Origin of the sequence: Streptomyces sp. NPDC019890 (assembly GCF_044903445.1) — a bacterium.
Classification (GTDB): Bacteria; Actinomycetota; Actinomycetes; order Streptomycetales; family Streptomycetaceae; genus Streptomyces.
Window position 1 is genome coordinate 451,013 of the sequence record NZ_JBJDQK010000004.1, and the last position, 19,820, is coordinate 470,832.

The following is a 19,820-nucleotide window of genomic DNA, read 5'->3' on the forward strand; positions in this document are numbered from 1 at the left end:
CGGGCCTTTCTCGTACGACCTCGGGCAGGACGCCGACCGCCGTCCGGTCCCTGAAGGACCGGACGGCGGTCGGCGTGGTGTACCGGTTACGGACGGGGCAGCGCGCGGCCGGCGAAGGCCGGCGCCTTGTCCTCGGCGCGCATCGCGCTGAGCGAGGCGGTCTGCTGCACCTGGTAGACGCGGGTCTGGTTGTCGGCCGTGCGGAACGAGTACGCCCAGGTCGGGCCGGTCGCGTTGGTGTAGGTGAACGCGGTGGGCTCGGTGGCGGAGGTCTCGAAGGAGGCCTGCTGCCAGGTGCGCCAGGTGCCGCTGCCCTGGGTGGTCTCACCGGTGCTGTAGGTGTAGCCGTCCTCGCCGCGTACGACGATCTCGGTGAGGCCGGTGAGCGGGGAGATCACGGCGCTGGGGGAGCCGTTGGCGGTGAGCCCCTCGAGGGCGGTCCACTCGCTGTAGGTGCTGCCCTCGGCGGACTGGGACGCGGTCACGACCCTGCCGAGGCCGTCCGTCGCGAAGACCCGGATGCGGTAGCCCGGGTAGACGACCGCGGTCGGTGTGCCCGTGATGGCCTGCGCGCCCAGCGACGACCAGGCGGAGATGGTTCCGGCCTCCTTGAACAGCGCCGTGCTCAGCACGCCGGACGCGTTCTTGCCGAAGAGCTGAATGCCGTCCCGTACGGTCACGGCGGTGAAGGGACCGCTGAAGCCGGAGCCGGCCAGCGGCGTCCACCCCATGAAGTCCACATTGGCGCGCTGCTGGATGCGGTACCAGGGCTTGCCGTCCGCGTCCACGGCGAACTGCACCAGCAGACCGGAGGGGGTCTTCGCGGTGACGACGTGCTGCGCCATCGCGCCCGCGAGATTGATCCAACTGCCCCAGTCGGAACTGGATTTGGCGGCCTGGTTGCGCTGCCAGACGCTGCCGGACGTGTTGTGCGCGGAGACGACGACGCGGCCGTCGGTGTGCTCGGCGAGCGAGGGCTGGCCGGTGAAGGCCTCATTGCCGGAGATCGTCGTCCACAGCACATCGTTGATGTTGGAGGCGTCCGGCATCCGGCCGTGCACCAGGCGGCCGATGTTGTCGGTGTACGCGAACTCCAGCGAACCGGCCGAGGACTGCATCACCGAGGCGCGGCTGTAGTTCTCCAGCGGCACGGACGGCGAGGCCGGGGTGTGGTTGACATCGATGCGGCAGGGGTCGGGCGCGCCGGACACCGAGGTGAACGCGGCCCAGCCGCTCGCCTCGATCTGCTTGTTGTAGACCGGGAAGTCCCGGATGCCCTCGTCGAAGCGGTAGTACGCGACCGAGCCGTTGCCCTTGACCCGGAAGAGGGTGTCGCCGCCGAAGGAGGTGATCGTCTTGGAGTCGCTCCAGTCGGCCGCGGACTCCAGGACGTGCCGCTCGATCCAGCGCTGGCTGGTCACGTCGTAGCGCGAGCGGTAGAGCTTGCCGTCGGTCGCCGAGCGGCCGTACAGCACGCCCTTGTCGCCGGCGTAGATCGCGTCGTAGCGGTCCCAGCCCATGTCGACGATCTTTCCGCTGCCGGTGATGAAGTCCCCGGCGGTGGCGTCGTACTTGTACCAGCGCAGACCGCCGGTGGTGCCGGCCAGCGTCCAGATGTAGCCGCCGCGGTCGGTGGTGATCTCATCGGTCTTGCCCGCGGCCTTGAACTCCGTGAAGCCGGAGCTGATCTTCTTGTGGTGCACGTCCCATGTCGCCGACGAGCTGATGCGGTGGGAGTAGTAGAGGCCGTCCGACTTGATCCCGTAGAACGTGGCGCCGGGTCCGGCCATCATCTGCCCGTAACCGGTCCATGTCGTGTCGATCGCGCTGCCGGTCGGCACGGCTGCGCCGGTCAGCGGGGTCGGCATGTCCTGCCGGTACAGCTTGCCCGCCGAGTCCAGCGTGTACGTGGGGCCGGTGGCGGTGCAGGTCACCGGCGCATTGGCCGCCTGGGCGGTGCCGGCGGGCAGTGCCACGAGCACCGGAAGAGCCACGGCAAGGGCGGCGGTGAGTGCCGTGCTTCCTATGTGTGAACGGGGTGAAGTCCTTGTCATGGTCTGGACGTTAGGCGTCGGCAGGTGAACGGTGCGGTGGCCTTCGGATGAACAAGATCCACTGGTAGATCACGAGTTGATGAACAGTCAATGTGCTTGCTGTAGTTGGTTGTTGCTTGTGATGCCGATGGTTTCGGGGGTCCCGGGAGTGCGGCGCGAGCGCTTGAGGGGCCTGGGCAGCAGCGCAAGCAGTACGAGTCCCAGCAGGCCTGCGGCCCCCAGCGCCGAGCCCGCCTTCAGGCCGGGCGGGCGGAAGGTGCAGTCCACCGTCGTCGACGAGCCGTCCAGCGGTACGGCGACGAGCCCCAGATAGGAGCCGGCGGGCTTGCCGTTGCAGCTCCAGCCCGCGATCCGGGGCGCGGCGAGGACGGCCGTTCCCTCGGTGCCGGGTGGAAGCTCGGCCCGTACACCGCTGTCGGTGACCTCGACCGAGCCCGCGCCCGTCGTCTTCAGCCGGTCCACGGCGGCGGTCAGCTTCGCCCGGTCCAGACAGCCGAGAGTCGTGCGATGCGGGTCCTTGCTGTAACCGACCTTCTGGCCGGGCGAGTTCACCGTCCCGAGTGAGGTGAGCGCGGCACGCCGTTTGGGCTGTCCGCCGCGCAGCGTCACCCACGGGGAGTCGCCCAGCCTGGCCTTGCCACTGTAGTTGGGCGCCCAGAGGAAGACCTCGCTGCCGACCGGACAGGAGCCGCCCACGGGGGCGCTGTAGACCGGTGAGCCGAGCAGCCTCTCCTGGTTGCGGAACGGGTTCCAGTCATAGCGCGGCTCGGCCCCCGGCGGCCGCACGGTCACCAGCGGTGGCGTCCGGTCGGCCCGGATCACTTCCGGGTGCGCGCCGGGCGCGGTGCGCACCCGTGCGCCGACGGCGAAGATCGCGTCCGTGACCGGGTTGTCGAGGGACTGCACACTGCGGCCGTTGGAGGTCCAGCCCGCGCCGAGTGCGGCCAGCGTGCGTGTGTACACATCAGGGGTGTGGCTGCTGTAGTACGAGCCGCCCTGGCCGCCGACCAGGACCGGATCGTTCCCGGTGAGCTGGTCGCGGCCCGGGTCGGTGCGGTAGCGCGGCCAGCCGTCGGCCTTCGCCACGGCCGCCGCACGCTCGCTGTGGGCCTCGCCCCAGGCCGGGTAGTCGTCCAGCCTGCCGAGCCGCATCCGGTCGGAGTATGCGGTGGTCGCCGCGGCCTGGCCGACCAGAGCGCCGCTGAGCAGCAGCGCGGCGACAACGGCGTACCTGCCGCGCCTGGCGAGGACCAGACCGCCGACGACGGCGGCAAACCCGGCCGCGAACAGCGGAAACGTCCAGACAGTGACCAGCTCACTGGTGGCGCCCCCGAGCGCGATCACCGTCACCACGGCGCCGCCGCGGAGCAGGGCGCGCCATCCCGGCCAGTCGTACGAGAGACACACCCAGGCGGCGATCACCAGGATTCCGGCGAAGACGAAGGTCTGCCGGTACGGGCTGCCGTTGGGCGTCGCGAAGACATGCCACACCAGATGCGTCGGAGCCCACTGCAGGGACAGCGCGACCGCCATGGCCAGCCCCGTCCACACCCAGCGCTCGCGCCGCGGGACCGCGCCGTTGAAGGCGAGCGTGCACGCCAGCAGCAGCGCACCGGTGCCCAGGAAGACGGCGGGAGTGAAGAAGCTGTACGTCGCGGGCAGCGTGCGCGCGAACACATCGGCCCAGCCGGCCGGCGCGAACTGCTTCGTCCACCCCGGATAGGCGTGCCGGGAGCCGAGGAAGACGGGGATGAGCACGGGCCCGGCCAGCGCGACCCCGAGCAGCACGGTCCGGGTGGCCCGCAGCAGCGCCCGCATCCGCTCCCGTGTGTCCGTATCCGCGAGCAGCAGCCGCACCGCGAGCACCAGTGCGGCCCCGATGGTCGCCATGTAGGCGGTGTAGAAGTTGGCGATCCACGCCACCGCGACGATCAGCGGGCCGAGCAGCGGCCGCCGTCCCGTGCGCGCCCACTCGCCGGCCAGGCACAGCAGAGGGAAGGCGACCAGGCCGTCCATCCACATCGGGTTGTACGAGGCCTCGACGACCGACCAGCCGCACAGCGCGTACGAGCCGCCGAGGACCGCCGCCATCCACCAGCGGCCGCCCTCTCGTCCGCCTCGGTGCAGGCAGAACAGCAGCCAGGTCATGGCCGCGGCCGCCGTCGCCATCTTCAGCAGCGTGATGACATAGACGGCGAGGTCGATCTCGTCCCGCGGGAAGAGCCCGACCAGTACCGAGTAGGGGCTGGTCAGATAGGTCCCGAGGTCCGGTAGAAAGCTGGTGCCGTACCCGGACTGCCAGTTGAGCAGCAGCCCGCCGTCCGCCCGGCCGTGCAGCAGATCCCACAGATGGGCGTGGAACGGCACGAACTGATTCCCGAGGTCGTTCACGCTGCGGGTCTTCGGCCCGAAGGGGAAGCTGCGGGCCACGGCGTCACCGGCGCACACGGTCACCACGGTGATCAGCGCGGCGAGGGCGGCGGCACGGCCGCGCGCGGATTGCAGAGTCATGATGACTCGAATATGCCAGCGCCGCTCGTGAAAACATGCCGCAGGAAGCCCAGTTCACTGGATGGTCGCCTACGCGTCATGTGAGGAATCCACCTCGGACATTCGGGTGGGATGTTGTTCTTCCGTGCTGATCTCGATAGTCGTCCCCTGCTTCAACGAAGAGGAGATCATCGGCCGCTTCCACGACCATGTGACCACGGAACTCGCCCTGCTCGGGCAGGAATTCGAGCTGGTCTATGTGGACGACGGAAGCCAGGACCGAACCCTTCCTCTCCTCGAGGAGATCGCCGGGGCCGACCCGCGCACCCGCTATGTCTCTTTCAGCCGCAACTTCGGCAAGGAGGCGGCGATGCTGGCCGGTCTCCAGCATGCCGAAGGCGACGCCGTGGTCATCATGGACGCCGACCTCCAGCACCCTCCGGAGCTGGTCAGGCGCATGCTGCAGCTGCACGAGGAGGGCTTCGACCAGGTCATCGCGCGGCGCACCCGCAAGGGCGACCGGGTCACTCGCACCGTCACCGCGCGGGCCTATTACTGGCTGATCAACCGCCTTGTCGATGTCGAGCTCGTCGACGGCGTGGGCGATTTCCGGCTGTTGTCGCGCCGTACCGTGGACGCGATCCTCGAACTCACCGAGTACAACCGCTTCTCCAAGGGCATCTTCGCCTGGGTCGGATTCCGCACCACGACCTTCGAGTACGAAAATGCGGTGCGTGAGCAGGGCCGCTCCAAATGGAGCTTCGGGAAACTGCTCAACTACGGGCTCGACGGACTGCTCTCCTTCAACAACAAGCCGCTGCGCGCGGCCGTCTATCTCGGGCTTCTCCTGGTCACCGTCGCCATGGCGTATGCCGCCTGGATCGTCGGTGTCGCCCTGGTGAACGGCGTGGACACCCCCGGGTATGTCACCCTTCTGGTGGCGGTCACCGCACTCGCCGGCGTCCAGATGCTGATGCTGGGGGTGGTCGGCGAGTACGTCGGCCGTATCTACTACGAGGTGAAGCGGCGACCGCACTTCCTGGTGAAGGCCACCAACGCCGGTCTTCCCGAGCAGCGGGAAGCGGACCGGCACAAACGCACGGGGGAGCTCGTAAGACGATGACAGTCCAGGTCCAGATGGTCAGATTCGCCCTGGTGGGTGTCGTGAACACCGGGACGTACTACGGCCTGTATCTGGCCCTGCTGACCTGGCTGCCCTATGTCGCGGCCCATGTTGTCGCCTTCGCGCTCAGCATGGTCGGGTCCTTCTTCCTGACCTCGTACTTCACCTACCGGACCCGGCCCACCTGGCGGAAGTTCCTGCTGTTCCCGCTCACCAACGCCGCGAACTTCGTCGTCACGACGAGCGGCGTCTATCTGCTGGTGGACGTGCTGCACTTCGGCAGCCGCTATGCCCCGCTGATCGCGGCGGGTGCCGCCGTCCCGATCACCTTTGTCGTCTCGCGGGCGATCATGCTGCGGCCGGAGCGGGCGCGGCGGGAGCCGGAGCCGGCCCGCGAGGGGCCGGCACCGGTCAGCGCCCGTCGGTGAGGACCTGGGCGCAGGGAGCCCAGAAGCCCGTGAGCGCGCCCGCGGTGATCTGCACCATGGGCCGGCCGTTGACGATCGACCTGCGGTCGAAGGGCGCGTTGGAGTCCTTGGCGAACTCGACCGTCCTCGTCGCCTCGACGGTGCCGTCGGAGGCCACCTTGGTGCAGGTGATGCTGAGGTTCGCGGGGAATGTGGCGACCCGCTGCGGCCGGTACACGGACCGGAACCACTCGCCCAGCAGATACACCTTGGGGAAGTACTCGGGCAGGTACCAGCCCGTGTAGGCACCTTCCTTGATCAGATAGTGGATGCCGCGTCCCTCGATACGCACCCGTTGGGAGGCGGGCGCCTGGGTGTCACGCGTGAAGGACACATCCTTGGTCGCGGTGACCGCTCCCGTTCCGTCGAACTTGTAGAAGGTGTGGCCGCCCGCACCGATGGCGATCGTGCCGCCGTCCGCTCCCAGATGCGGGTGCGGATAGTCGTCCATCAGCACATCCGACAGATAGGCGTGCCGCACGCTGCCGGAGAGCCAGTGCAGCTGGCGCAGCAGATTGATGTGCACCGGGTGGTAGGACGAGGTCGCGATGCTGTGGGTCAGGCAGTAGTGCGACAGCCAGCCCTTGTTGCGCATGCTCGGGAAGTATGCGTTGAAGGTGGTCAGCGCGCCGTCGAAGAGCTGCTCGGCCAGCGGATTCCCGGTCAGCCGGTGGTAGTCCCACAGGCCGAGCGTGGCGAACATGAAGCCGTTGTACGTGTAGTCCGACGTGCCCGGCGCGTCCATCGGGTACTCGTGGATCCACAGGTAACCCGCGCTGTCCTTGGCGACCACCCAGGGCTTGGCGTCGTCCGCACGCAGCAGTGACGCGAACGCCCCGTCGGCCGCGGCTCGGTAGCCGGCCCGCTCCTGTGCCGAGACCCCGTCCAGTTGTGCAAGCTGTGCGAACAGGCTCAGCGCCTCGCCCTGGGCCATGCCGGAGTACCACGGGGCCTTGTAGGTGATCCCGGTGTGCACGGCATGGGCATAGTCGAAGGGGTACGGGAAGTACCAGGCGCCGCGTGCCTCCACCCGCCGGTCGGTCAGCCGCTTGGCCTGGGCTTTGGCCCTCTCGAGGTAGAAGCTGTCCTTGGTCTGGCGATAGCTGGTGATGTTCTGCAGGCCGAACTGGATCTGGCCGACCGGGTGGTCGTACAGCTTCCCGTCCACCTCGAACATCCGGATGCCCTCGGCGTCGTGCGGAGCGGTGTCCACCCGTGCCGCGTTGCGGTCCCGCCACGGCTGCATCGCGTCCGGCACATCGCTCGCGCAGGTGTAGCCGCTGGTCCTGAACTCGAAGGGCAGGGTGGTGGGTACGTCGTCGGCGTGCGCGGGCCCGGCGAAGGGCCCGCCGATCCCCACGGCGGCGACGGCCGCGGCACCTCCGGTAAGCCGTATGAAGGTCCTGCGGCTGAGGTGGTCATGCCTCGCCTCGGTCATGGATTCTCCCGTCGAAAATGTGCGGGGGCGGCCGGAGGGGCCGCCCCCGCGGTCGTGCTTGGCCGGTCGGTGCTACTCGGGCGCGGGCAGTGAGCGCGCGGCGAACGCCGAGCTCGGCTGGACCTGGTAGACCCGGGTCTGGTTGTCCGCCGTGCGGAAGGAGAACGCCCAGGTCGGACCGGAGCTGTTGGTGTAGGTGAAGGCCGTCGGCTCGGTCGCGGAGGTCTCGAAGCTCTCCGACTTCCAGGTGCGCCAGACGCCCGAGCCCTGGGTGGTCTCGCCGGTGCTGTGGATGTAGCCGTCCGTGCCGCGCACGACGATCTCGGTGAGGCCGGTCAGCGGGGAGATCACGGCGCTGGGGGAGCCGGCCGCGGCGACCGTGTCGACCTGGGTCCACGCGCCGTACGCCCCGCCCTCGGCGGACTGCGTCGCGGTCACCACGCTGCCCGCGGTGTCCGTCGCGAAGACGCGGATACGGAAGCCGGGATAGACGACCACGGCCGGGGTGCCGGTGACCGTCTGGCTGCCCAGCGAGGTCCAGGCCGACAGGGTCCCGTCGTCCTTGAACAGGGCGGTGGACAGCGTGCCGTCGGCGCCCTTGCCGAAGAGCTGGATGCCGTCGCGCACGGCCACGGTGCTGAAGGACCCGGCGAAGCCGGAGCCGGCCAGCGGCATCCAGCCCATGAAGTCGGCGTTCGCCGCGGTCTGGATGCGGTACCAGGGCTTGCCGTCGGCGTCGACGGAGAACTGCACAAGGAGACCGCCCGACGTCTTCGCGGTCACCGCGTGCTGCGCCATCGCGCCCGCCTGGTCACTCCAGTTCGCCCAGTCCGCACTGGACTTGGCGGCCTGGTTGCGCAGCCAGACACTGCCCGAGGTGTTGTGCGCGGTGACGGCGACCCGGCCGTCGGCCTGCTCGGCGAGCGAAGGCGTCCCCGCAAAGGCCTCGGTCCCCGAGATCGTCGTCCACTGCACGTTGTTGGTGTTGGACGCGTCCGGCATCCGGCCGTGCACCAGTCGCCCGATGTTGTCGGTGTACGCGAACTCCAGCGAACCGACCGAAGACTGGATGACCGAGGCGCGGCTGTAGTTCTCCAGCGGGACCGCGGGTGCGGCCGGGGTGTGGCCGGCGACCAGGCTGCAGTTGTCGGGCCTGGAGGTGATGTTGGGGAAGTTCTGCCAGCCGCCCGCGGCCACCTGCTTGGCCAGGACCGGCCAGGTGCGGGTGTTCTCGTCGTAGCGGTAGTACAGCGCCTCACCGCTGGTCTGCACGGCCACCAGGGTGTCGCCGCCGCCGGCGGTGATGGTCTTGAAGTTGCCCCAGGCCGCGGAACCGACCAGGACGTGACGCTCGATCCAGCGCTGGCTGGTCACGTCGTAGCGGGAGCGGTACAGCCTGCCGTCGGTGGCGCGCCCGTACAGAACGCCCTTGTCGCCCGCGGTGATCAGGTTGTAGCGGTCCCAGCCCTTGTCGAGGATCTTGAGCGACTTCAGTCCGCCGCTGGTCCCGATCGTCGAGTCGTACCGGTAGGCGTAGAGCTGACCGAGGTTGTCGGCCACCCACAGCCAGCCGTCACGGTCGACGGTGGCCTGCTCGTGGTCCGCGGCGTTCCCGAGCCAGCCCAGGGCGGTGCTGATTTTCTTGGGGGCTATGTCCCAGGTGCCGCTGTCGGTGCGGTGGGCGTAGTACGTACCGTCCGACTTGAAGGCGTAGAACTCCCCGTTCGGCCCGGCGAGCACCTTGCCGTAGGCCCCCCAGCCCGCGCCGGCCGTGCTGTACGCCGAGAAGGTCGAGCCCGTCAGCGGCGTCGCCATCGTGTACTGAAGCAAAGAACCCGCCGAATTGACGACATACGTCTTGCCGTTGGGCGCGCAGGTCGCCGCCTCCGCGGCCTGTGCCGTGCCCGGCGCCGCGATGAGCAGGGGCAGTGCGGCGGCGGCGGCCGTGGCTGCTGCCGTCAGAGTGCGACGCCCCTGGTGAAAGGTGAATGCCATGTGAGTCCTCGCTGTCCATCCGTCAAATGAGCCTGCACGGCTGCCTCTTGAGGCTCCGAGCGGAAGCCCCCCCGTCAGCTGGGCCGTCGTTGGTGACCTTGAAACATTACGGGCGGATGCCGTCTTGATGATCACGACACGATAACGCTCAGGTGAATGGTCTACACAAGCAGTCGACATGGTCATCACAAACAGTCAGGCTCTGTGTGCACATTCGCTTTTGGCTTCTGGGGGGACCGCCGGTGTACCGGAGACTCGCGCGCAATTTCCTGATGACCAGGCTGCGCCGCAGCAGATGGTCCAAGGCGATTGGCATCTCCGTCGCTCTGGTGATCGCCGTCGGTTCGCTCGCCGTGGCAGGCGTGGGCTTCCCGTTCTTCCCGGATGCGCCCGCCGCCGCGAAGGGCCCCGGCCAGCGCTGGGGCAGCGCCGAGGGCCGCAGCCACGGCGTGGGCGGCCCCGGCAACACCGAGGCCCCCGAGTCGCTGCGCTCCAAGTACCCCCTCAAGAGCCCCGCTTCGGCCAGGCCCGCTGCCGGGCGCAACACCGCCGAGGTCTCCACGCCGCCCGCCCAAAAGCTCAAGGGCTTCGACCGCAGGACCAGTCAGGAGATCGTCTCCGAGCGTGATGCGCGCAGCCGCATGTACGCCAACGAGGACGGCACCCGCACCAGCGAGCTCTCCACCACCCCCATCAACTACCAGGACGAGCGCGGTGTCTGGCGTCCGATCAACGCGGACCTGGTGGAGCAGAACGGCGGCTGGGTCAACGCCGCCGACTCCGTGGGCCTGCGGATCGCCGAGCGCGCCGACGCACAGCAGCTCGCCGCCGTCACCCTCCCCTCCGGTGAGTCCTTCGGCTACGGGCTGAGCGGCGCGGCCGACGCCATGGGCAGCGCCGAGGGCAACCGGGTCGCTTACGAGAAGGTCCTGCCCGGCACCGACCTGTGGCTCGACTCGCAGGCGGGCGGGGTCAAGGAGACCCTGGTCCTGCGCTCCGCCGACGCCCCCACCAGCTTTGTCTTTCCGCTCAGCCTCAGCGGCCTCACCGCTCGTGCCGGTGACGGAACGATTGTCCTCGCGGACTCGAAGGGCCGCACCAAGGCAGTGATCCCGGCCGGCTTCATGGAGGACGCCAAGGGCGCCGTCTCGCACGCCGTCCGCTACGAACTGATCGAGCAGGGCGGCGGCCAGGCCCTGAAGGTGAGCACCGACGCCGGCTGGCTCGCCGACCCGGCCCGCGCCTTCCCGGTCCGTATCGACCCCTCCGTCGACACCACCGCGGCCTCCACCTCGATGTACGTCAGGAACGGCGGCGCGTCCGTCGTCGGCTCCAGCGAACTCCAGGTCGGCAAGAGCCCGACCGGCGCCACCTACTCCTTCCTCGGCTTCCCGGGCCTCGACGAGGAGCTCAGGCGCCACCGCATCTTCGGCGCGCAGCTGCAGATCGTGAACTTCGACTCGGCGTCCTGCAAGCCGCGTTCGGTCTCCGTGCACCCGGTGACCGAGTCCTGGACGGCCGGCACCGGCACCTCCTACCCCGGTCCGGCGGTCGGCGGCTCGCTCGCCTCGAAGTCCTTCGCGTACGGCTACATCGGCTTCGGCCAGTCCCAGTCCGCCTGCCCCGCCGCCGGTGAGCTCTTCGACCTCGGCAAGGGCGGCCGCGACCTGGTGCAGCGCTGGGTGGACGGCACCCAGCCCAACTACGGTCTGTCCCTGCGTGCCTCGGCCTCCGACTCGCTCGCGTTCAAGAAGCTGACCGGCCACTCGACGGCCAACCCGCCGAAGCTGTTCGTCACGCACTCCCCGTACAGCGCGAGCTACTCCTTCCCCAAGCCCGTCCCCGACCCGCCGGTCCTGCAGAACCAGGCCGGCAGGGTCAAGGTCACCGTCACCAACAAGGGTGCGGAGACCTGGACTCCGGGCACCTACTACCTCGCGTACCGGGCCTACAACTCCAAGGGCAAGCTGGTCACCCAGCAGCGCGCGGCCAATCTCACCGGCAATGTGGCGTACGGCGCGAAGACCACCCTGGACGCGACCATCAAGGCGCTGCCCCCGGGCACGTATCTGCTCGACTTCACGATGGTGCGCCAGGGCGGCAAGGTCTTCACCGACGAGCAGGTGCCGCCGGGCCGGCTGACGCTCCAGGTCTTCGACATCGCCCCGGTGGTCAAGGAGCAGACCCCGCCCAACGGTTACCAGGCGCAGACGCTGACCCCGCAGCTGTGGGCGAGCGGTGTGGACATCGACGCGCCCCCCGGCTCCGCGCTCCAGTACAAGTACGAGATATGTGAGGCGGACAAGGACGGCAAGCCGACCGGCTGCACCACCTCCGCCTACCAGACCAGCTCCGCCTATCCGGTCCCGGCCGGGCGGCTGAAGTGGGGCAAGACCTATCTGTGGCGCGGCTTCGTCAAGGACGCCTCCAACGAGGTGCCCACCGCGCAGATCGCCCTGGTGGCCGCGGTCCCGCAGCCCGAGATCACCTCCCGGCTCTCCGAGGCGCAGGGCAAGGAATTCGACCCGAACGTCGGTAACTTCACCTCGGCGGCCATCGACGCCTCGATCACCGGCGTGGGCCCCGAGCTCACCCTCGTGCGGACGTACAACAGCCTCGACCCGCGGCGTGACCTCGCCTTCGGTGCCGGCTGGTCGACCCGCTACGACATGCGGCTCACCCCGGACGACGACGGCACCGGCAATGTCGTCATCCGCTACCCGGACGGCCGGGACGTCCGTTTCGGCAAGAACTCCGACGGCACCTTCGCGCCGCCGCCGGGCCGGTTCGCCAAGCTGACGTACGACTCCACGGCCAACACCTACAAGCTGCAGGACAAGTCGGGCACGACATACGACTTCAGCACCGGCGGTCTGCTGAGCAAGGTCACCGACCAGTACTCCAACGCCGTCACCTACACCTACAGCGGCGGCAAGCTCTCGACCGCGGTCAACGCCCGCAGCAACCGCTCGCTGACGTTCACCTGGACCGGCGCGCATGTCACCAAGGTCTCGACGACCGCCGTCGACGGCGCCCCGCTGAGCTGGTCGTACACCTACACCGGCGATCTGCTGGACAAGGTCTGCGACCCGAACGGCGGCTGCACGCAGTACACCCACGGCTCCGGCAGCCACTACGGGACCACGGTCCTCGACTCCCGTCCCGAGTCCTACTGGCGGCTCGGCGAGGACGAGGGCGCGGCGGCGAACAGCACCATCGAGGCCAACCTGGGCAAGGACCGCGGCACCTACTCCAACGTCACCCTGGGCGCGCCCGGTGCGATCACCGGCGACCCCGGCACCGCCGCCACCTTCAACGGCACCACCTCACGCGTCGACCTGCCCACCGGCACCCTGAAGAAGAGCCGTGACGCGGCCGTCGAGGTGTGGTTCAAGACCATCGCCACCGGCGTCGGCGGACCGCTCGTCGGCTACCAGAACAAGGCCTGGGGCACCGCGCCCACCACGGGTCTCCCGGTGCTCTACGTCGGCACGGACGGCAAGCTGCGCGGCCAGTTCTCGACCGGCACCGTCGCCCCGATCACCGACATCACCAAGAACGTCAACGACGGCAAGTGGCACCACGCCGTCCTGTCGGCCTCCGGCCCCACCCAGAGCCTCTACCTGGACGGCAAGCTGTCCGGCACCAGCACCGGCAAGCAACTGGTGCAGGGCGATCTGACGTACAACCAGATCGGTGCGGCCAACGCCACCACACCCGCCTCCTGGCCCGGCTGGGGCACCACCGGCGCCAAGTCCTTCGCCGGCACCATCGACGACGTCGCCGTCTACCACCACCCCCTCGGCTCCGCCGCCGTCGCCGGCCACTACCGCGAGGGCACCCGCACCGCGGACGTACTGACGAAGACGACGCTGCCCTCCGGCCGTATCGCCTCCGAGGTGCAGTACGACACCTCCCGCGACCGCGTCGAGGAGTACACCGACAGCAACGGCGGCACCTGGAAGATCGGTACCCCCGCGGTCTTCGGCAACGACAAGGACCTGCGGCGCACCGTCGAGGTCCACGACCCGATGGACGCCCCGTACTTCTACGAGTACGACGGCATGACCTCGAGGATGCTGCGCTACGGCGAGCCGATGGCGCTCGGCGCCCGCGAGAGCGCCACACCGTCGCCGTCCCCGTCCGGCAGCAACCCGCCCGATCAGATCTGCACCCAGCCCGACCCGGGCGACCCGGCCTTCTGCACCAACCCGCCCGGTGACGGCGGCAGCGAACCCGACTTCATCAGGCACCCTGCCGACGGCGTCGCGATCCGCCTCTTCGAGTACAACGACAACGGCTTCCAGACCGGGATCACCAGCGAGAACGGCGACAAGGTCACCCTCGGCTACGACGACCGCGGCAATGTGAACAGCCGTACCACCTGCCGGGCCAAGGACGACTGCCAGACCTCGTACACCACCTATCCGGTGGCATCGGGCGACTTCGACCTCAGGGCCGACCAGCCGACCGAGTCCCGCGACGGCCGTTCTTCGGGGCCGACGGACAACCGTTTCCGCACGCAGTACCAGTACAACACCAGCGGCGCGCTGACCCAGCAGACCACGGCCGACGGCGGAACGGTCAAGCACACGTACACCACCGGCGTCGAGCCGGCCGTCGGCGGCGGCAACACACCCACCGGGCTGCCGCTGACGACGACCGACCCGCGAGGCAAGGTCACCCGCTACCAGTACTTCAAGAGCGGTGACCTGGCGCAGGTGACCGAGCCGTCCGGCGTGATCTCCAAGTTCACCTACGACGCGCTCGGCAGGAAGATCACCGAGACCGCGGTCTCGGACGCCCAGCCGGCCGGTGTCACCTCGACCTACACCTACGACAAGCTCTCCCGAGTCGCCTCCACCACCGACCCGGCGGCGACCAACGTCGTCACGCTCGGCAAGCACCAGCAGAAGACCGTCACGACGTACGACGCCGACGGCAAGGTGGTGCGCACGGAGGTCAGCGATGTGCTGGGCGGCGACGCCCCGCGGGTGATGACGTTCGAGCTCGACGAGCACGGCCGTCCGGAGAAGGCGGTCGACGCCGAGGGCAGCGAGACGACGTACACGTACGACACGCTCGGCAACAAGACCTCGATGGTCGACGCCAACGGCAACAAGTTCTCCTACGTGTACACCGCGCGGAGCATGATGGCCGAGACGCGGCTGCACGACTGGGACGACGACGGCGGTGACGACGACTACACGGTGCTCCAGTCGTACGCGTACGACATGGGCGGCCGGGTCGCCCGGCACACCGACACCATGGGCCGGACCCTGAACTACGAGTACTACGGCGACGACCTCATCAAGTCCATCACCATGAAGGACTTCCGCAACCCCGACGGCAGCAAGCGCGACATTCTCGTCGAGTCCAACACGTACGACGGCGCCGGAAACGTCCTCAGCGAGACGGCCGACAACGGCAAGCTCGTCACCGAGCACACCTACGACGCCGTGGGCCGCGAGAAGTCGACCGTCACCGACCCGAACGGGCTCGCCCGCCGCACCAGCTTCACCTACGACCTCGCCGGCAATGTGGAGACCTCCGCCTCCAACGGCGCCGCCTCCAATGTCCCGTGGCCGACCAGCGTCACGCCCGAGACCGTCCGCTATGTCTACGACGACGCGGGCAACGCCAGGACGGAGACCATCGAGAACGGCACGGACTCCCGTACCACCACGTACGACTACGACCAGCGTGGCCTGATCAAGGCCAAGACGGACCCGGCGGGCAACAAGACGGAGTACGCCTACGACGAGCTGGGCCGGCCGCTGTCCAGCACCTCGCCCGCCGTCCAGACCGAGTCGAACGGCTCCGCGCCCGTCTCCTCGCGCCCCACCACCTATACCGGCTACGACACCTTCGGCGCCGTGACCGAGTCGGTGGACGCGCTCGGCAACACCAACCGCACCACGTACGACCGGCTCGGGCGGGTGCTCACCAGCTCCGCGCCCTCGTACACGCCTCCCGGCTCGACCGAGACCGTCACGCCGACCAGCAGCAACACCTACGACGCGCTGGGCAATGTCGTGGAGTCGACCGACCCGCTGGGACGCGTCACCAAGTTCACCTACGACCGCCAGAACCGGATGACGGTCAAGGACCTGCCGGTCGGCACCGGTGACGACCGCGCCCAGTGGAAGTACACCTACACCCGCACCGGCGAGGTGCTCACGGTCACCGACCCGAACGGGTCGCGCGCCGAGACCACCTACGACGACCTGGACCGCCCGGTCACCACCACACAGATCGAGCGCAAGCCGCTGCCCGCGGCCTTCACCACCCGCAACGAGTACGACGACGCGGGCAATGTGGTGAAGCAGACCGCGCCGGGCGGTGGTGTCAGCCAGTTCACCTATGACGCCCTCGGGCAGATGACCCGGACGGTCGACGCGTCCGGAGTGCTCACGCAGCTCGGTTACGACATGACCGGTCGCGAGGTGCGCCGGACCGACGGCATGGGCCGCACCTCGTCCAAGCTGTACGACGGCCTCGGCCAGCTGGTCCAGGACGCGGACCTGGACGCGACCAACAGCCAGCTGCGCAAGGTGGGTTACGGCTACGACAAGGCCGGCAACCTGACCTCGTCGACGGACCCGCTGAACCGGGTCACGACCTATGCGTACGACGCGCTCGGCCGGCTCGGCAGCCAGGTCGAACCGGTCGCGGCGGGCAAGTCCATCACCACGTCCTTCGGGTACGACGCGGTGGGCAACCGCACCCGCTACACCGACGGCCGCGGCAACAAGACGATCTACACGGTCAATTCGCTCGGCCTGGCCGAGTCGGTGATCGAGCCGTCGACGCAGCGCGATCCGTCGCCGGAGGCCCGCACCTGGACCAGCGCGTACGACAAGGCCGGCCAGGCGGTGAAGCTGACCGCGCCGGGCGGCGTGGTGCGCGAGCGCGAGTACGACAAGGCCGGGGAGCTGGTCCGTGAGACCGGCACCGGCGCCGAGGTCGCGACCCCGGAGAAGAAGTTCCAGTACGACCCGGCGGGCCGCCTCACCAAGGCGTCGTCCCCGAAGGGCGACAACACCTATGAGTACAACGACCGCGGTGCGCTGCTGAAGGCGGACGGCCCGTCGGGCAAGGCCGCATACGAGTACAACAACGACGGCCAGCTCACCAGCCGCACCGATGCGGCGGGCACGGCGACCTTCGGCTACGTCAAGCAGCAGTTGAACTCAGCGACGGACCCGCTCACCGGCGTGGCCCAGACCTACGGCTACGACGGCGCGGGCGCGATCAAGTCGGTCAACTACGGTGGGGGTCAGTCGCGTTCCTTCACCTACGACGATCTGGGCCGGCTCGACACCGACACGGTGAAGAGCAGCGGCGGCGGCACGGTCGCCTCGACCGACTACGGCTACGACACCGACGACCACATGACGTCGAAGAAGACGGTCGGGACCGCCAAGGCCGGCGAGAACACCTACGGCTACGACGACGCCGGCCGGCTCACGTCCTGGACGGGCGACGGCCAGACCACCCAGTACGACTGGGACGACAGCGGCAACCGGATCAAGAACGGCGCCAAGACGTCCACGTTCGACGAGCGCAACCGGCTGCTGTCCGACGGCGACTTCACCTACGACCACACTCCGCGGGGCACGCTGGCCACCCGTACCAGCTCCGGTCTCACGGAGAACTTCAGCTTCGACGCCTTCGACCGTATGACGAAGGCGGGCGAGTCGGGGACGCAGTACACCTACGACTCCCTGGACCGGGTGTCTTCCCGCAACGGCGCGGACTTCAGCTACGCGGGCTTCTCCCCGGACCCGGTGAAGGACAACTCGGCCACCTACGGCCGCGGCGCGGCGGACGAGCTCATGTCGGTCGCGGAGGGCACCGGCCCGGCGCAGCTGACCGTCACCGACAAGCACGGCGACGTGGTGGGCGACATGTCGGCGACGAACGGCGCGGCGGCCTCGCTGACGCAGTCGACTGCGTACGACCCCTTCGGCAAGCGGCTCGGCACCTCGGGCGTGGCCGGAAACGCGGGCTACCAGGGCGATTACACCGACCCCGACACCGACCAGGTGAACATGGGCTCGCGGTGGTACGACCCGGGCACCGGCGCCTTCGACTCACGTGACTCGTACACCTACGCCTCGGGCGCGTCGATCCTGGCCAACCGGTACACGTACGGCGCCGGCGCACCGATGGACTTCACCGACCCGGACGGCCACTGGCCGAGCTGCGGCTGGTGCAAGAAGGCCTGGAACAAGGTCAAGAAGAACAAGTACGTCCGCGCGGCGTACAAGGGCGCCAAGGCCGTCGTGAACGCAGCGATCTACACGGTGCGCCACCCGCTCTCGGCGCTGCGGATCGCGGGCCGGTACCTGGGCGCGGCCGCGTCGTGGGCCTATGAGAAGTCGGGCCTGAAGCATGTGGTCGACGCGGGCATCAGGATCGCGAAGGACATCGGCCGCAGAACCGGCATCACCGAATGGGCCAAGGAGAAGGCCGAGCAGGCACGCCGGGCGTACCACGAGGCGAGAGCGGCGATCACCCGCAAGGCCAAGGAGGCGGTGGCCTACGCGGTCAAGCACAACCCGATCCCGGAGATCATCGCCGCGGCGAGACCGCTGATCACTGTCGCCACGATGGTGGTCACCGGTGACCCCAGACTTCCGGCGCTGCTGCTCAGCTCGGCCCGCAATGTGATCGTGGACGCCGCCAAGGCGGCGGACTCGATCCGCCAGGCGGTCGTCGAACAGGTCGGCGCGGTCGTCGAGGACGTCAAGAACGCGGTCGACTCGGTCGACTGGGGCGACGTCTGGGACGGCGTCAAGACGGTCGGCAACGTGGTCGGCGAAGTCACCGGCTTCAACGACATCAAGAACTGCGTCACCAAGGGCGACATGGAGGCCTGCGCCTGGGCGGTCGCGACGGTCGCGGGCGTGGCGCTGGGCGGCGCGGGAGCGGGCCTGGTCCGGGCGGCGAAGGCCGGGCGGATGGCCTCGAAGGCGGCGAAGTACGCGGACGACATCGCCAAGGCCGCCAAGAAGATTGACAACGCCGTTGAGAAGGTCGAAACCGCTGTCGACCGGGCGGAGACCGCGCAGGAAGTCACCCAGTGCGTGATCAGTGCGGCCCGGGGGGCCAAGGGCAACAGCTTCGCGCGGGGCACCGAAGTGCTGATGGCCGACGGGACCCGCAAACCGATCGAAGAGATCAAGGTCGGCGAGGATGTAATGGCCACCGATCCCACCACCGGCGAGACGTCCAAGGAGCGGGTGACCGACACGATCATCGGCAGCGGCGAGAAGTCGCTTGTCGCGGTCACCGTCGATACCGATGGCGCCAAGGGCGACGCCACGGCGGTCATCACCGCCACGGACGGTCACCCCTTCTGGGTCCCCTCCCTTCGCAAGTGGGAGAGGACGGACGAGCTGAAGCCCGGCCAGTGGCTCCAGACGAACACGGGCGCACGCGTCCGGGTCGCGAGTGTCCGTGAATGGGCTCAGCCGGCCACGGTCTACAACCTCACCGTGGACGTCACCCATACGTACTATGTGCTGGCGGACGGGGTTCCGGTTCTTGTCCACAACGGGAGGAAGCCCGGACAGCGGCCGAACTACGACGCCGAGGGGCCGCACACAACGTTCCTCCGAGATGGCACGACGGGCCGGATCAAGAAGTATGCGGAGTGGGCACCGCAGACGAATCCGCGGAATCCGGCTCCCTTCGAGTTGGTGAAGAGGTTCGACCTGCAAGGCCCCTCCCACACCAACGCAAACGGCGATGTGATCCCCACGCCGCACATCAATTCCCCGAATGGTGGTGACGCTCGTGCCCCCGAGGACTGGGAGAAGCCGCTCGGCTGCCCCTGAGCAAGGTGAAGGGATCGCCTTCATCCAGTCGTGGTATGCATCCTGCTGCGACGGGGAATGGGAGCACGAATTCGGAATCAGGATCGCCACGATCGACAACCCGGGGTGGCATCTTGAGATCGACGTGGCCGAGACGGAGCTTGAGGGGCTCGTCACCGAACGGACGAGAATCGAGCTCCCGGAAGGCGAGTGGATGATCGCCTGGAGTGATGGGGAAATCTTTCACGCCTCGTGCGGTGTGCGCTCGCTGGGGGTCGTCGACGGATTCTTCAAGGAGTTCGCCGTGAGCTCCGCTGCTCCCGGTCCAGCGACGGATTGAACCGCGCGGGGACGGCCGGCTCGCCGAGGGAGCAGCCAGCCGTTCCCAAGGCGGGCGGCGTAGGTCGCGGCCGCGCATCCGCAACTGCG

At 68.8% G+C, this 19,820-nt stretch carries 8 protein-coding genes; 4 read left to right on the forward strand and 4 right to left on the reverse strand.

The genetic code is table 11. The annotated features are described in order from the left end of the window. Window positions 1-86: 86 nt before the first annotated feature. On the reverse strand, window positions 87-2,054 hold the full coding sequence (locus tag ACI2LP_RS14380; protein ID WP_404724834.1) for a tachylectin-related carbohydrate-binding protein: 1,968 nt from the start codon (window positions 2,052-2,054) through the stop codon (window positions 87-89). Between the two features lie 87 nt (window positions 2,055-2,141). Beyond that, complete coding sequence (locus tag ACI2LP_RS14385; RefSeq protein WP_404724835.1) at window positions 2,142-4,565, reverse strand: YfhO family protein; 2,424 nt, start codon at window positions 4,563-4,565, stop codon at window positions 2,142-2,144. 124 nt (window positions 4,566-4,689) lie between these two features. Between ACI2LP_RS14385 and ACI2LP_RS14390 the strand changes: the two genes are divergently transcribed. Then, complete coding sequence (locus tag ACI2LP_RS14390; protein ID WP_404724836.1) at window positions 4,690-5,667, forward strand: glycosyltransferase family 2 protein; 978 nt, start codon at window positions 4,690-4,692, stop codon at window positions 5,665-5,667. Further along, the gene (locus ACI2LP_RS14395; RefSeq protein WP_404724837.1) at window positions 5,664-6,095 is read left to right on the forward strand and encodes a GtrA family protein; all 432 of its coding nucleotides are present in this window, start codon (window positions 5,664-5,666) and stop codon (window positions 6,093-6,095) included. Before ACI2LP_RS14390 ends, ACI2LP_RS14395 begins: the two co-directional genes overlap by 4 nt. Here the strand turns inward: ACI2LP_RS14395 and ACI2LP_RS14400 are convergent. Together ACI2LP_RS14400 and ACI2LP_RS14405 are read right to left on the reverse strand one after the other, a co-directional pair. Then, entirely contained in the window at window positions 6,079-7,572 is a 1,494-nt protein-coding gene (locus ACI2LP_RS14400) for a D-glucuronyl C5-epimerase family protein (RefSeq protein ID WP_404724838.1), read from the reverse strand. The two genes, ACI2LP_RS14395 and ACI2LP_RS14400, sit on opposite strands and share 17 nt — an antisense overlap. 72 nt (window positions 7,573-7,644) lie before the next feature. Then, window positions 7,645-9,567 carry a tachylectin-related carbohydrate-binding protein gene (locus ACI2LP_RS14405; protein WP_404724839.1) on the reverse strand — a complete coding sequence of 641 codons (1,923 nt, stop codon included), beginning with the start codon at window positions 9,565-9,567 and terminating at the stop codon, window positions 7,645-7,647. A gap of 272 nt (window positions 9,568-9,839) precedes the next feature. On the opposite strand from ACI2LP_RS14405, the gene ACI2LP_RS14410 reads away from it, so the two are divergent. After that, window positions 9,840-19,412, forward strand: coding sequence for a polymorphic toxin-type HINT domain-containing protein (locus ACI2LP_RS14410; RefSeq protein WP_404724840.1), 9,573 nt, complete (start codon window positions 9,840-9,842; stop codon window positions 19,410-19,412). Beyond that, the gene (locus ACI2LP_RS14415) at window positions 19,357-19,731 is read left to right on the forward strand and encodes an Imm53 family immunity protein (protein WP_404724841.1); all 375 of its coding nucleotides are present in this window, start codon (window positions 19,357-19,359) and stop codon (window positions 19,729-19,731) included. Before ACI2LP_RS14410 ends, ACI2LP_RS14415 begins: the two co-directional genes overlap by 56 nt. Window positions 19,732-19,820: the final 89 nt, after the last annotated feature.